General features: G+C 72.8%; 12 protein-coding genes. 9 read left to right on the forward strand and 3 right to left on the reverse strand.

Translation table 11 applies throughout. From position 1 onward, the window contains the following. Nucleotides 1-137: 137 nt before the first annotated feature. Both ACIA5F_RS22415 and ACIA5F_RS22420 read right to left on the reverse strand, forming a co-directional pair. Nucleotides 138-1,310 (reverse strand): glycosyltransferase, encoded by a 1,173-nt coding sequence (locus ACIA5F_RS22415; RefSeq protein WP_399355637.1) that lies wholly within the window; start codon nucleotides 1,308-1,310, stop codon nucleotides 138-140. After that, nucleotides 1,307-4,195: a CDP-glycerol glycerophosphotransferase family protein gene (locus tag ACIA5F_RS22420; RefSeq protein WP_399355639.1), complete on the reverse strand. Its 2,889-nt coding sequence runs from the start codon at nucleotides 4,193-4,195 to the stop codon at nucleotides 1,307-1,309. The genes ACIA5F_RS22415 and ACIA5F_RS22420 overlap by 4 nt, the downstream gene beginning before the upstream one ends. A gap of 208 nt (nucleotides 4,196-4,403) precedes the next feature. On the opposite strand from ACIA5F_RS22420, the gene ACIA5F_RS22425 reads away from it, so the two are divergent. From ACIA5F_RS22425 to ACIA5F_RS22455, 7 genes are all read left to right on the forward strand, one after another. Then, entirely contained in the window at nucleotides 4,404-5,468 is a 1,065-nt protein-coding gene (locus ACIA5F_RS22425; protein ID WP_399355641.1) for a glycosyltransferase family 2 protein, read from the forward strand. After that, nucleotides 5,465-5,899, forward strand: coding sequence for a GtrA family protein (locus ACIA5F_RS22430; protein ID WP_399355643.1), 435 nt, complete (start codon nucleotides 5,465-5,467; stop codon nucleotides 5,897-5,899). Before ACIA5F_RS22425 ends, ACIA5F_RS22430 begins: the two co-directional genes overlap by 4 nt. A 61-nt stretch (nucleotides 5,900-5,960) precedes the next feature. Next, on the forward strand, nucleotides 5,961-7,088 hold the full coding sequence (gene proB, locus ACIA5F_RS22435; protein WP_399355645.1) for a glutamate 5-kinase: 1,128 nt from the start codon (nucleotides 5,961-5,963) through the stop codon (nucleotides 7,086-7,088). Between the two features lie 84 nt (nucleotides 7,089-7,172). Then, nucleotides 7,173-7,595, forward strand: a complete 423-nt coding sequence (locus ACIA5F_RS22440; protein ID WP_399355647.1) for a hypothetical protein — start codon at nucleotides 7,173-7,175, stop codon at nucleotides 7,593-7,595. Between the two features lie 426 nt (nucleotides 7,596-8,021). Continuing rightward, complete coding sequence (locus tag ACIA5F_RS22445; protein WP_399355649.1) at nucleotides 8,022-9,305, forward strand: glutamate-5-semialdehyde dehydrogenase; 1,284 nt, start codon at nucleotides 8,022-8,024, stop codon at nucleotides 9,303-9,305. Between the two features lie 76 nt (nucleotides 9,306-9,381). Then, nucleotides 9,382-9,933 (forward strand): hypothetical protein, encoded by a 552-nt coding sequence (locus tag ACIA5F_RS22450; RefSeq protein WP_399355651.1) that lies wholly within the window; start codon nucleotides 9,382-9,384, stop codon nucleotides 9,931-9,933. Between the two features lie 68 nt (nucleotides 9,934-10,001). Next, a complete protein-coding gene (locus tag ACIA5F_RS22455; protein ID WP_399355653.1) occupies nucleotides 10,002-11,297 on the forward strand; it encodes a hypothetical protein in 1,296 nt (431 codons plus the stop codon). Here ACIA5F_RS22455 and ACIA5F_RS22460 read toward each other — a convergent pair. Further along, a complete protein-coding gene (locus tag ACIA5F_RS22460) occupies nucleotides 11,281-12,408 on the reverse strand; it encodes a M48 family metallopeptidase (protein WP_399355655.1) in 1,128 nt (375 codons plus the stop codon). The two genes, ACIA5F_RS22455 and ACIA5F_RS22460, sit on opposite strands and share 17 nt — an antisense overlap. A 141-nt stretch (nucleotides 12,409-12,549) precedes the next feature. On the opposite strand from ACIA5F_RS22460, the gene ACIA5F_RS22465 reads away from it, so the two are divergent. Next, nucleotides 12,550-12,717, forward strand: a complete 168-nt coding sequence (locus ACIA5F_RS22465; protein ID WP_399355657.1) for a hypothetical protein — start codon at nucleotides 12,550-12,552, stop codon at nucleotides 12,715-12,717. A gap of 107 nt (nucleotides 12,718-12,824) precedes the next feature. Beyond that, nucleotides 12,825-13,442 carry a nicotinate-nucleotide adenylyltransferase gene (gene nadD, locus ACIA5F_RS22470; RefSeq protein WP_399355659.1) on the forward strand — a complete coding sequence of 206 codons (618 nt, stop codon included), beginning with the start codon at nucleotides 12,825-12,827 and terminating at the stop codon, nucleotides 13,440-13,442. Nucleotides 13,443-13,465: the final 23 nt, after the last annotated feature.

The raw sequence follows: 13,465 nt of genomic DNA on the forward strand, positions 1-13,465 counted from the left end.
CGGGGGGGGCGGCCCCCCGGGGGGCCGGCCCCGGGGTCCGGCCCCGGGGACCGGACGGGGCCTGGCCGCCCCGGCCGCCCCCGGTGGTTCCCGGGGCGGGCGGCGTCGGCATGTCCGGTGCGGGGCCCGGGCCGGGGTCAGCGCTCCAGGAAGGCGAACAGGGCCTCCCAGCGGTCGGTGATCTCGGCGCTGGAGTACCGCTTCACCTCGCGGAAGGCGGTGTCCCCGAGCCGGTCGCGCAGCTCCTGGCCCGCCATCAGCGCGTCCAGGTGACCCGCCAGCTCCATCGTGTTGCCGAGCCGGGCCAGCAGCCCGTCCTCGCCGTGCCGCACGATCTCCCGCACCCCGGGCGCGCAGTCGAACGCGGCCACCGGCAGGCCCGCCGCCATCGCCTCCAGCAGGGTGATCGGGAACCCCTCGGCCCGGGACGCCTGCGCGAAGACCGAGGCCCCGCGCAGCGCCCCCAGCACGTCGCCGGTGCTGCCCATCCACTCCACCGAGCCGTCCAGCCCGAGCGCGGTGCAGTGCGCCCGCAGCGTCGGCTCCTCCGCGCCCGCCCCGTAGATCCGCAGGACCCAGTCGGGGTGGTGCGGAGCGGCGTCGGCCCACGCGTCGAGCAGGAGGTCCACGCCCTTCTCGAACGCCAGGCGGCCGACGCTCGCGACGACCTTCGCGGTGCGCGGAGCGGGGGCGTCCGGCATGAAGGGCAGCGGGTTCGGCATGCTGGAGACGTTCTCCATGCCCGCCCTGATCCAGAGGTCCGCGTCCTCCGGGGTCAGGACGAGCAGCCGGTCGGTGTCGGCGTAGTGGCGGCGGACCCGGTTGGCTCGGGTGGACTTCTGGCTGGCCTCGAACGACTCGTGGCTCATCCCGATGACGGTGAGCCCCTTGGTGTCGGCGAGCGCCACCCACTCCATCGCCCAGACCTGGGTGACGATCACGACACCGCCGGGGCGGGCCGCGCGCAGCAGCGCGGTCAGCTCCTCGGCCCTGGCCCGCATCCCCGCCCGCCGGGCGGCCTGGCGGCGCCGCTCGGGGGCGTTCAGCCGGCCCTTGATCCCGTGCAGCCGGCGGGCCTTCGGCGGGTGGGACGGGTAGAGCGTGGTCATGGCGTACGGCAGCTCCGGCGCCAGCTCCTGGCGGATCTCGGGGGCGACGGGGGCGATGCCGACGAGGTGCACCCGGTGCCCGCGGTCGGTGAACAGCCGGGCCATCTGGTGCGACCAGGTGGTCACCCCGCCCAGCTCGTCGACGCTGTTGGAGACGAGGAAGATGTCACGGCCGCCGGGGCCGGCGCTCTGCTGGCTCACTTGCCGCTCCTGGGGAAGAACTTCTCGACGATCCGGCGGGCCGCGTCCCCGCGGTCGTACTCGCCGAACTCGGCGAGGAAACGCCGCCGCGCCTCGGCGTACTTGGCGTCCTCCTCGTCGAAGGCCGCCAGGGCCTGGAGGAGTTCGTCCGCCGTGGCCACCACCGGGCCCGGCGCCTTCTCCTTCAGGTCGAAGTAGGTGCCCCGGAGGTCGGTGGCGTACTTCTCGTAGTCGTACGCGAAGAACAGCATCGGCCGGTCCAGCGCCGCGTAGTCGAACATGACGGACGAGTAGTCGGTGATCAGCCCGTCGGCGAGGGCCAGCAGCGGGGTGATGTCGTGGTGCCGGGAGACGTCGATCACCCGGCCCGCGACCGATGGCGGCAGCGAGACGCTGTTGAGGTAGTGGGTGCGCACCAGCAGCGTGAAGCGGTCACCGAGCCGGTCCGCGAACTCCTCCACGTCGAAGGGGAACGCGAAGCCCTCCACCGCGCCGTCCGCGTTCGCCCGGAAGGTCGGCGCGTAGAGCAGCACCTTCCTTCCCGGGTCGATGCCGAGTTCGGCGGCGAGCGGGCCGCGTACCCGCTCCCCGCTGCGGACCTCGGCCCGGTGCGTCTCGACCAGGGCGTCGTTGCGCGGGTAGCCCGTGCGCAGCAGCACCTCGTCGCGGAGCCGGAAGCCCTTGGCGAGGGTGCGGGTGTCGTGCTCGGAGCGGATCAGGAAGTGGTCGAAGCGGTCCACGGCCGCCTGGAAACGGTCCTGGCCCGCGCGGCCCTGGGCCTTGGTGCGCGGCTCGTGGAAGCCCATCCGCTTGAGCGCGGAGCCGTGCCAGGTCTGGATGTACGTGGTCCCCGGGCGCTTGGCCAGCGCCAGCGGGAAGCCCTGGTTGTCGATCCAGTACTCGGCCTGGGCCAGCGCCCGCAGGTAGGGCCAGCTCCAGCGCCGCACCAAGGTGGCCTCCTTGGGGAAGCCGGTGGGCTTGGCGCCCGCGTACGACCAGACGGCCTCGAAGGGGACGCCCTGGCGGACCATCTCCTCGTAGATGGCCTTCGGGCTGTCGCTGTACTGCTTGCCCATGTGGCTCTCGAAGACGACGGTGCCCTTCTTGACGGGCAGCTTGGAGAAGACCTCGTGGTAGACCTTCACCTTCTGCTCGCCCGAGCCCATGTTCCGGCGGGCCCGCAGGGCCTTGCGCAGGCCCCGCTTGACGACACCGGCGGCCTTGCCGTGCATCGCGCTGTCGATCAGCGTCCGGGTGCGGACGGCGGCGGCGCTCTCGGCGATCAGGACGTAGGAGAGGTTGCCCTTCTTGGTGACCTCCGGCTCGAACCGGTCGGAGACCAGCCGGGTCAGCCGGGGGCGCACCCGCAGCCGGGCCGCCGACTCCAGGTCGACCCCGCCGACCGAGACGCGGGTGCTGATCCGCTCGCCGTCGGCGGTGAGCTTGAGGCGGACGTCCCAGACGGCGTCGATGATGCCGAGGGGGCGGACGGTGGAGCCGATGTCGGCGGTGCCACTCCACTCGATCGTGTCACCGGCGTGGCGCACGGTTGCCACCGGGAAGCTGAAGGAACGCACCCCGATCTGGCGCCGGGCCCGGAATTCGAGCGAGGCCGTCAGCTCGGCCCCGGGGCCGATCCGGCCCAGCGGGTTCACCACGGCGCCCGAGAGCGTGACGGTGCCGCGCCCGTCGTCCGCGTAGGAGGTGAGGCGGTTGCCCAGGTGGAGGGAGGCGAGCGGGGCGGTGTGGAAGCCCTGCGCGGTGACGTCCAGTATCCGGCGGGCCTCGGCGGCCTCGGCCCCGTCGGGGTGGTCGATGTGCTGCGCGCACCAGTAGACGCGCCCGTCGCGCTCGGCGAGGGGGGAGGAGAGCCGGCCCTTGTTGGTCATGGCGTCGGCGGCGGGGAGCAGGTTGTCCCAGTCCTCCTTGCCCAGCAGGTAGGCGCAGATCGCCTGGAGGTAGGTGACGCTCTCGTACGCGGCCGGGTCGATGCCGGCCAGGTAGCCGTTGGCCAGGCGGGCGAACTCCTGGCGGTAGGCGTCGCCCAGCAGGGGCAGGTCGCGCAGGTGCAGCACCAGGTCGTGCTTGAGGAACTTGGCGTCCTTCGCGGACTTGATCGCGGTGTGGCCCTTGGCGGCGAGCAGTTCGTCGACGCGGCGGTGGATCTCCATCCGGTGGACGAAGTTCTCGATCTCGTGGCGCCGGTTGCTGATCGACTTCGCGGCGGCCTTCTCGACCACGTTCCAGAAGTAGACGTGGTTCGGGATCAGCGTGATGCGGCGGGCCGCGACGTACGCCTGCGCGGAGAACAGCAGGTCCTCGTAGTGGATGCCGACCGGGAACTCCAGCCCCTGCTCCAGCAGGAACGCGCGCCGGTAGCACTTGTTCGTGGAGAGGGTGTCGTAGACCAGCAGGTCGGGGAAGTCGGTGATCGACTCCAGGGTGCGGGTGCGGGAGTAGATCCACGGGTACCACTCGGTGGTCTTGCCCCACCGGTTGTCGAGGTGGACGCGGACGCACATGCCCGCGACCAGGTCGGAACCGGTCCGCTCGGCGGCGTCCAGCATGTTCCGGCAGGCGTTGCGCTCCAGGACGTCGTCACTGTCCAGGAACATCACGTACGTGCCGGTGGCCTGCTGGATGCCGTGGTTGCGGGGCGCGCCGCAGCCGCCGCTGTTCTCCGGCAGCCGGAAGGCGCGGACCCGGCCGGGGTGCGCCGCCTCCAGTTCCTGGGCCACCGCGTAGGACCGGTCCTTGCTGCAGTCGTCGACGATCACGACCTCGACCCCGTGCAGGGTCTGGTCGAGTACCGACCGGACGGCTGTCGAAAGACGCTCTGCGTCGTTGTAGACGATGACGACCACGGAGACGTCAGGCACGTGCACCTCGATCCCTTCGATTCATTGCGCTCATCCACTCATCGCGCTCATCCACCCCCGGACCTCGTCCGGGGGGACCCCCAACCCGTCAAAGCTACCGTGCGCCGCGCTCGTCCCAGGCGGTCCGACCTCGGTCGTGCATACTTCTGAGGAAGACGTGTGCGGTGGGTCGGGGCGCAGACAATCACCCGTTCGGACCCAGCAGGAAGTGTTCATGACCAAGCTCTCGGTAGTAGTGCCCTGTTACAACGAAGAGGCTGTCATCGACAGCTTCGACGTCGAGATCCGCAGGGTTCTGGAGCTCCTCCCGGTGGAGTACGAGGTCTGTTACGTCGACGACGGCAGCCGTGACGGGACCCTCGGAAAGCTCCGGCGGATCGCCGCCGAGCACGGGGAACGGACCCGGTACGTCTCCTTCAGCCGCAACTTCGGCAAGGAGGCGGGCATGCTCGCCGGCCTGCGCGAGGCCACCGGCGACGCCGTCGTGATCATGGACGCGGACCTCCAGCACCCGCCGGAGCTGATCGCCACCATGCTCGACCACTACCGGCAGGGCCACGACCAGATCATCGCCCGCCGTACCCGCGAGGGCGACAAGAAGCTCCGCTCGGCGTTCAGCCGCCTCTACTACCGGGGCGTCAACCGCTGGGTCGACGTCGAGCTGACCGACGGCGTCGGCGACTTCCGGATGCTCTCGCGCGCGGCCGTGGACGCCCTGCTGTCGCTGCCCGAGTACAACCGGTTCTCCAAGGGCCTCTTCTCCTGGATCGGCTTCGACACCGTCCACTTCGACTACCGCAACGCGCGGCGCGAGGCCGGTGAGACGAAGTGGAAGTTCGGCGCCCTGCTGAACTACGGCATGGACGGTCTGATCTCCTTCAACAACCGGCCGCTGCGGATCGGGATCTGGCTCGGCGTGTCGCTGGTGGCCCTGACCGCCCTGTACGCGCTGTGGATCACGGTCATGGCGGTCACCAACGGCGTGGAGTCGCCGGGTTACGTCTCCCTCGTGGCGATCATCGTCGGCCTGGGCGGCGTCCAGATGATCATGCTGGGTCTGATCGGCGAGTACATCGGCCGGATCTACTACGAGACCAAGCGCCGCCCGCACTTCCTGGTCAAGGAGGCGCACGGCGCCGGCCCCGCCACCCGGGCGGCGCAGGCCGGGCGCGAGGCCCCGGCCGCGCAGCCGGTGACCGCCGAACGTAGTGCCGAACGCGGCGCCGAACGTAGTACCGGACACAGCTCCGGACACAGCTCCGGGCGGACCGCGCGATGACCGGCAGGGCCCAGCTCGGCCAGATCTTCCGCTTCGCCCTGGTGGGCGGGGTCAACACCGCGACCTTCTTCGGCTGCTACCTGCTGCTCCACCCGTGGATGCCGTACTTCGCCGCCTACACCCTCGCCTTCCTGCTGTCGATGGTCGGCTCGTTCTTCATGAACACCTACTTCACCTACCGCACCCGGCCCACCTGGAAGAAGTTCCTGCTCTTCCCGCTGACGAACCTGACCAACTACGTCATCCAGTCGGCCGGCCTCTTCGCCCTGGTGACCTGGGCCGGGATGGACACCCGGATCGCCCCGCTGGTCGCGGCGGTCGCCGCCGTCCCCTTCACCTTCCTGCTCTCCCGCAAGATCCTCGTCCCGGGCACCGGCCCGGCCGTCCCACCCGCCGAAACCCCTGAGCGGCCCCGGGCGGCCACCCCGTAGATTGGGCCGGAAGGCGGCCCCGAGGGGCAGTACCCGGGCAGGGCGAGGCAAGGGGAGAGACGTGTCAGCGGCTAGGCAGGGTGTCGTGGACGCCCGCAGGATCGTGGTCAAGGTCGGCTCCTCCTCCCTGACCACGGCGGCCGGCGGGCTCGACGCCGACCGGGTGGACGCGCTGGTCGACGTCCTGGCCAAGGCGCGCGGCGGCGGGGAGAAGGAGATCGTCCTCGTCTCCAGCGGCGCCATCGCCGCCGGACTCTCCCCGCTCGGCCTGCACCGCCGCCCCAAGGACCTCGCCCGCCAGCAGGCCGCCGCCAGCGTCGGCCAGGGCCTCCTCGTCGCCCGCTACACCGCCTCCTTCGCCCGCTACGGGGTCCGCGTCGGCCAGGTACTGCTCACCACCGACGACACCAGCAGGCGGGCGCACTACCGCAACGCCTACCGGACCCTGGACCAGCTGCTCGCCATGGGCGCGCTGCCCGTCGTCAACGAGAACGACACCGTCGCCACCGACGAGATCCGCTTCGGCGACAACGACCGCCTGGCCGCCCTCGTCGCCCACCTGGTCCGGGCCGACCTGCTCGTCCTGCTGTCCGACGTGGACGGCCTGTACGACGGCGACCCCTCGCTCCCCGGCACCACCCGCGTCGACGAGGTCCACGGGGCCGGGGACATCGCGCACGTCTCGATCGGCAGCGCCGGCAAGGCGGGCGTGGGCACCGGCGGCATGGTCACCAAGGTCGAGGCGGCCCGGATCGCGGCGGCGGCGGGCATCCCGGTGGTCCTCACCTCGGCGAGCCAGGCCGCCGACGCGCTGGCCGGCCGCGCCACGGGCACCCACTTCCACGCGACGGGCCGCCGCTCGGCCGACCGGCTGCTCTGGCTCCAGCACGCCTCCACCCCGCGAGGGCACCTGGTCCTGGACGACGGCGCCGTCCGCGCGGTCACCGAACGCGGCAGCTCCCTGCTGCCCGCGGGCATCGCGGCCGTCGGCGGCGACTTCGTCGCCGGGGACCCCGTGGAACTGCGCGCGGCCGACGGCCGGGCCGTCGCCCGGGGCCTGGTCAACTTCGACGCCAAGGAGCTCCCGCAACTCCTCGGCCGCTCCACCCGAGAGCTCGCACGGGAACTCGGACCCGCGTACGAACGGGAGGTCGTCCACCGCGATGATCTGGTCCTGCTCCAGGGCTGAGGTTCGGCGAAAACGCCGCGCGCCGGGCCGGGGACTGGTCAACTGTGAGCGGCGGACACGCGTAGCGCAGACAGGAGGCGGCTGGTGAGACGAGCGCTGACCAGCGTCGGACCGGGGGACGGTGAGGGCCGTGAGAACGGGAACGGATGCGGGGACGACCGGGACCGCTCCCGGCTCTGGCACGTGACCCTGAGCGTCTCCGGCAGGTCCGCGCCGCTTCCCGAGGTCCGGCGAGGACTGGAACAGCTGGCCCACGACCACCCCTTCCTGCTGACGAGCCGCTACGCCGAGGACCACGCCGAGATCCGGTACTGGGAGGAGGCCCGCGACCTCCACGACGCGGCGGCCGTCGCCCTGCGCCTCTGGGGCGAGCACCGCTCCTCCGCGCAGCTCCCGCCCTGGGAGATCGTCGGCCTCGAAGTCATCGACCGGGCCACCTACCACCAACGCGTGGCAGAGGGCTACGGCCCCCCACCGGCCCACCCGGTGGGCGTCCACCCCTATTGACGCCCTTCCTGACGCGCCCCTCGCACCGCTCGGCCCCGGCGGGCCTCCCGGGCTTCGGCCCGGCCGGCGTCCGAGGCGCGGGGCCGGGGCGGCAGCCCCAGCTTCCAGCCCGTCCGGCGATTGAGGACCGGGTCCGGGCGGAGCCCGGGAAACGGGAAGGGGCGGGGCGGGGAGGAAGCCCCGCGCAGCGGCCCACCCACCCCCGGACCCTGACGGCACCGGCACCGGCACCGGCACCGGCACCGGCACCGGCACCGGCACCGGCACCGGCACTGCCCCGGCCGACGGACGAGGCCGGGGCCCCACGCGCCCGGAGCACTCCCGCGAGACGGCCTCGCGCGCCCGGACACCGACCCGCCCCCGCGGGCCCGTCTCGCGGGGTGGAACCCCCTCGGCCGGGACCCGCCAGGGGCTTACCCTGGCCGCATGACCTCGCACGACGACGCCCCCGCCGCCTCCCCCGTCCTCGCCACGGCGCGAGCCGCCCGCACGGCCGCCGCCGCCCTCGCCCCACTGCCGCGGTCCGCCAAGGACGCCGCCCTGCTGGCGATCGCGGACGCGCTGGAGGCCCGTACGGCCGAGATCGTCGCGGCCAACGCCGTGGACACCGCGAAGGCCCGTGCCGCCGGGACCGGCGAGACCGTCGTCGACCGGCTCACGCTCACCCCGGAGCGGGTCGCGGCCATCGCCTCCGACGTCCGGGACGTCGCCGCCCTCCCCGACCCCGTCGGCGAGGTCGTCCGCGGCAGTACCCTCCCCAACGGCATCGACCTGCGGCAGGTCCGGGTCCCGCTCGGCGTCGTCGGCATCATCTACGAGGCCCGCCCCAACGTCACCGTCGACGCCGCGGCCCTCTGCCTCAAGTCCGGCAACGCGGTCCTGCTGCGCGGCAGCTCCTCCGCCTACGCCTCCAACACCGCCCTCGTCGCCGTCCTGCGCGACGCCGTCACGAGCGCGGGCCTGCCCGCCGACGCCGTCCAGCTCGTCCCCGGCGAGTCCCGCGACTCCGTCCGCGAGCTGATGCGCGCCCGCGGCCTCGTCGACGTCCTCATCCCGCGCGGCGGCGCCTCCCTCATCAAGACCGTGGTCGAGGAGTCGACCGTCCCGGTCATCGAGACGGGCACCGGCAACTGCCACGTCTACGTCGACGCCCAGGCCGACCTCTCCATGGCCGTGGACATCCTCGTCAACTCCAAGGCCCAGCGGCCCTCCGTCTGCAACGCCGCCGAGACCCTGCTCGTCCACCGCGACATCGCCGACGCCTTCCTGCCGCTCGCCCTCGACGCCCTCGCCGACGCCGGGGTGACCGTGCACGGCGACGCCCGCGTGCTCGCCGCCGCCGAGGATTCCAAGGTCACCGCCCTGCCCGCCACCGACGAGGACTGGGCCGCCGAGTACCTCTCCTACGACATCGCCGCCGCCGTCGTGGACTCCCTCGACGACGCCGTCACCCACATCCGCCGCTGGACCTCCGGCCACACCGAGGCGATCGTCACCACCTCGCAGGCCGCCGCGCGCCGCTTCACCCAGCTGGTCGACTCCACCACGGTCGCCGTGAACGCCTCCACCAGGTTCACGGACGGTGGCCAGTTCGGCTTCGGCGCCGAGATCGGCATCTCCACCCAGAAGCTCCACGCCCGTGGCCCCATGGGCCTCCCGGAGCTCACCTCCACCAAGTACATCGTCACCGGAGACGGTCACATCCGGTGACCGAAGGCGGGTGGGGCGTGGCCGGAATCCGTTCCGCACCCTGCCCAAAGCCGCCCCCCGGGTCTACGCTGAATCCGTGCCGGACGACGTGGGGGGCAAACCGTTCCCGGACGACGGGGAGCCCGACGACGACGACCGCGGAGGCGCGGATCACGACTTCGCCTCCGTGGTGTTCGACGAGGACTTCGTCCGGAACGCCGAGATCCGTGAACCGAGCGCGGCCGAGCGCCAGCGGGCCGCCGACCGGGCGCGCGCGGAGGCCGAGGCCGCCCGCGCCGCCACCTTCACCGGGGGCCGCCCCGGCGACGACGACCACGAGGGCTACGGCCGCCACCGCGGCTACGGCCTCGACGGTCCCGGCGGGGACCACGACCACGACTGGCCGGAAGGCCCCTACGGCGCCTACGGCGGCAGCATGCGCCCCTACCGGGGCCGCTCGCCCTGGCTGCGGCCCGTCGCCTGGGTGCTCGCCTTCGTGCTGGGGCTCGGCATGGTCGCGCTCGCCTTCAGCGCCGTCTACCGCTCCGCCCCGGGCGAGGCGGACCACGTTCCGGTGCCCGCCAGTACTCCGCTCAGGGAAGTCACCGGCGCCGACGCGTTTACGCACCCCGTCGTCCGCCAACCCTGAAAGTACGACCCCACTCGCGCAGACCGGAGCCGGGGGCTTCTCTGAAGCGGGGACAGCGGGGAGAAGCGATGGCCGTGCCAGGAGATCCACCCGACGGCACCCCCGAGGGCATCGGCGGGAACGACGACGAGTACCGGTCGGACGAGTACCGGTCGGACGAGTACCGGTCGGTGGTGTTCGACGAGGACTTCGTCCGGGCTGCCCGGCTCCAGGAGTTCTCCGCGCGGGAACGCATGGGCGAGCACGCCCGCGCCGTCCGTAGCCGCTCCTCCTGGTCGAGCGGCGGCTCCGGACCCCGCACCAGCACCCCGGGCCGGGGCGCGCGGCAGGGCATGCTCCTCGTCCTGCTCATCGCCACGGCCTTCGCCACCGCCGTCTACCTGGGCCTGCGCACCCCCTACGACCCGGCGCCCGGGGGCCCGGCCGGGCCGCTGGCCACCGTCGTCGTCCCGCTCGCCCCCGCCACCGCCGTGCCCGGCGGGCGGCCCGCCGACCTGTTCGCGCGGAGCCCCGCCGCCGACTACCGGGTGGGGGCGGCCGGGATCACCATGCCCGCCGTGCGCCACACCCGGCACTTCAGTGACGGGCAGGTCGTCGCCGCGCTGTCCATCGCCAAGGACTACCTGGTGCAGTCCTCGCTGGACCCCGACGTCCTGGCCGGCGCCGCCTCCCGGCCGGTCCGGGTGCTGCTCGACCCCGACCAGCTGGCGCAGTTCGACCGCAGCGTGTCCTCGCCCTCCGGCGACGGGAAGCACGCGGCCACCGGCTGGCTGGTCCGCTTCGACCCGGCCGCCGCCGTCCTCGCCGACCCCCGGGTCCGGGTGAGCGGCACCCTCGCCTTCGAGGAGACCGCCCCGGACGTGCTGGAGGTGACCACCGACCACACCTTCGTGTACGCCGTGCGCCCCGCCACCGGCGCCCCGGCCGCGGTGGACGGCGCCTCGCTCTTCACCGTCCGCCGCGAACTGCGCCTGCGCTTCGACCGGGAGGACCTCGCGGCCCGGCGGGCGGAGCTGGCCTCGGCCTACGTCATGGCGGGTCCCCAGGACTGCTCCGCCGACCCGGCGGCGGGCTTCCGCCCCCTGACGGCCGGAGCCCACCCGGCCGCGGTGGGACCGCCCGCGAGCGACCCGTACACGAGCGGCCACCCGCGGCGCACGGCCGGGCTGTGCGGCGCCCTGGCGGCGCCCCCGGAACGGACCGCCCCCACGGCCGCGCCCGCACCCGGCGCCCCCGCGACGGTGGTGACCGCACCCGGCGGTGAGCCCTTCCCGACCGCCCCGGTGGCCCTGCCCGCGCCCGCCCCCGTGGCCCGGCCGGCCGCTCCCGAACCGGGAGCCCCGCCCGTCAGCCCTGCCCCGTAGTTCCCCCGCCGGTTCCCTCGCCGTCCTTGGACCGGTCGTCCTTGGCCCCGTCGTCCTTGGGCCGGTCCGTGCCGCCGCGCGCGCCCGCGCCCGTACCGGTGAACCTGTCGCGGAGCTTGCCGCCCAGGTCGCCCGCGCCTCCCGCTATGTCGCCGACCAGCTTCATCAGCGGATCTCTGCTGGTGCGCACCGCGTCCGCGTAGTGGGCGGCGGACTCCCGGAAGGAGTCGGTCACCGAGGTGTCCTTGTCCTCCGCCCGCCGCGGGTAGTGGCCGTCCATGATCCGCTGGAAGTCGCGGCTCTCCGACCACTTCTTCAGCTCGGCCGCCCGCACCGTGGTGAACGGGTGCGTCCGCGGCAGTACGTTCAGGATCTTCAGGACGGAGTCGCGCAGATCGCCGCCGGCCTCGTACTCCTCGGCCTGGGTCAGGAAGGCGTCCACGTCCATCTCGTGGAGGTGGTTGCCGCCCGCCAGCTTCATCAGCCCCCGCATCGAGGCGTCCACGTCCTGTCCCACCAGCAGCCCGGCCCGGTCCGCCGAGAGCTCCGACTTGCGGAACCACTCCCGCAACGCCGCCACCAGCGTCGTGATCGCCACATTGCCCAGCGGGACCCACGCCACCTTCAGCGCCAGGTTCGTCAGGAAGAGCAGGACCGTGCGGTACACGGAGTGCCCCGACAGCGCGTGGCCCACCTCGTGGCCCACCACCGCCCGCATCTCCTCCTCGTCGAGCAGCTCCACCAGGCCCGTGGTCACCACGATGATCGGCTCGTCCAGCCCGACGCACATCGCGTTCGGCTTCGGGTCCTGCTGCACGTACATGTCCGGGACCTTCTCCAGGTCCAGGACGTGACAGGCGTCGCGGAGCATGGCGTACAGGTGCGGGAACTGCGTCTCGCCCACCCGCACCGAGTCCGACAGGAACAGCAGCCGCAGGCTGCGTTCCGGGAGCAGGCCGCTCAGGGCCTTGAACACCGTGTCGAACCCGGTCAGCCTGCGCAGCGCGACCAGGGCCGACCGGTCCGCCGGATGCTCGTACGCACGCGAGGAGATCTCCGGGAACCTCCTGCGGTCACGTGCCGGTGCCTTCTCGAATCCGGTCCCCGTCATCGCGCAACCCCCTCGGTCGACCTGGCGGACTGTCCGCCCTGTCCTCTTCAACGCCTGAGTCGGCGTGAGCGTGCCCAGGGCCCCCGCATACGATGTGAGTGAAGTCTCCGCCCGCTCCCCGACTCGATAGGTACCTGCCTGATGAGCCTCTCCTCCACCGCCCACAACCTGGTCGTCCTCGCCTCGGAGGGGGCCGGCGGCAAGGGCGGCAACCACGACAGTCTCAGCCCCTTCCTGACCGGTGGCGCCGCACTCGGCATCCTTCTCCTGATGCTCTGGGTCACCACCCGCCTCAACCGCGACCGCTAGACCGCCTCCTTCGCGATCACGACTGTCCTGCCGCCCGCCCGCCGGCGGTGCCCGCAGGCTCGGATGAGGGCCCGGACCGTGCCACCGGGCCAGTAGGCTCTGCGCTCATGGGAGAGCAGGAAGTGCCTACCGGCCCGGTCAAGCGCCGACTCGGCGTGATGGGCGGGACGTTCGATCCGGTCCACCACGGACACCTGGTGGCCGCCAGCGAGGTGGCCGCCCTTTTCCACCTCGACGAGGTGGTGTTCGTGCCCACCGGTGAGCCGTGGCAGAAGTCCCAGCGGGCCGTGTCGCCCGCCGAGGACCGCTATCTGATGACGGTCATCGCCACGGCCTCGAACCCCCAGTTCTCCGTGAGCCGCATCGACATCGACCGCGGCGGCCCGACGTACACGATCGACACCCTGCGGGACCTGAGCGCGCTCCACGACGACGCCGACCTGTTCTTCATCACCGGCGCCGATGCCCTCGCGCAGATCCTGACCTGGCGCAACGCCGACGAGCTCTTCTCGCTCGCCCACTTCATCGGAGTGACCCGGCCCGGCCACGTGCTCACCGACGACGGGCTGCCCGAGGGCGGTGTCTCCCTGGTCGAGGTGCCCGCGCTGGCGATCTCCTCCACGGACTGCCGGACCCGCGTCGCACAGGGCGACCCCGTCTGGTACCTGGTGCCGGACGGCGTGGTGCGCTACATCGACAAGCGTGAGCTGTACCGGGGCGTCTGAGCTTTCGGCGCCCGCGCTTTCCG

This window comes from Streptomyces sp. NPDC051567, from assembly GCF_044454165.1.
GTDB lineage: Bacteria > Actinomycetota > Actinomycetes > Streptomycetales > Streptomycetaceae > Streptomyces.

Bases quoted from the DNA above. Each gene is read 5' to 3' on its own strand.
- ACIA5F_RS22425 (WP_399355641.1), top strand. From the start codon at position 4,404: ATGACCAAGCTCTCGGTAGTAGTGCCCTGTTACAACGAAGAGGCTGTC.
- ACIA5F_RS22430 (WP_399355643.1), top strand. From the start codon at position 5,465: ATGACCGGCAGGGCCCAGCTCGGCCAGATCTTCCGCTTCGCCCTGGTG.
- ACIA5F_RS22445 (WP_399355649.1), top strand. From the start codon at position 8,022: ATGACCTCGCACGACGACGCCCCCGCCGCCTCCCCCGTCCTCGCCACG.
- ACIA5F_RS22455 (WP_399355653.1), top strand. From the start codon at position 10,002: ATGGCCGTGCCAGGAGATCCACCCGACGGCACCCCCGAGGGCATCGGC.
- ACIA5F_RS22460 (WP_399355655.1), bottom strand. From the start codon at position 12,408: ATGACGGGGACCGGATTCGAGAAGGCACCGGCACGTGACCGCAGGAGG.
- ACIA5F_RS22465 (WP_399355657.1), top strand. From the start codon at position 12,550: ATGAGCCTCTCCTCCACCGCCCACAACCTGGTCGTCCTCGCCTCGGAG.
- nadD (WP_399355659.1), top strand. From the start codon at position 12,825: ATGGGAGAGCAGGAAGTGCCTACCGGCCCGGTCAAGCGCCGACTCGGC.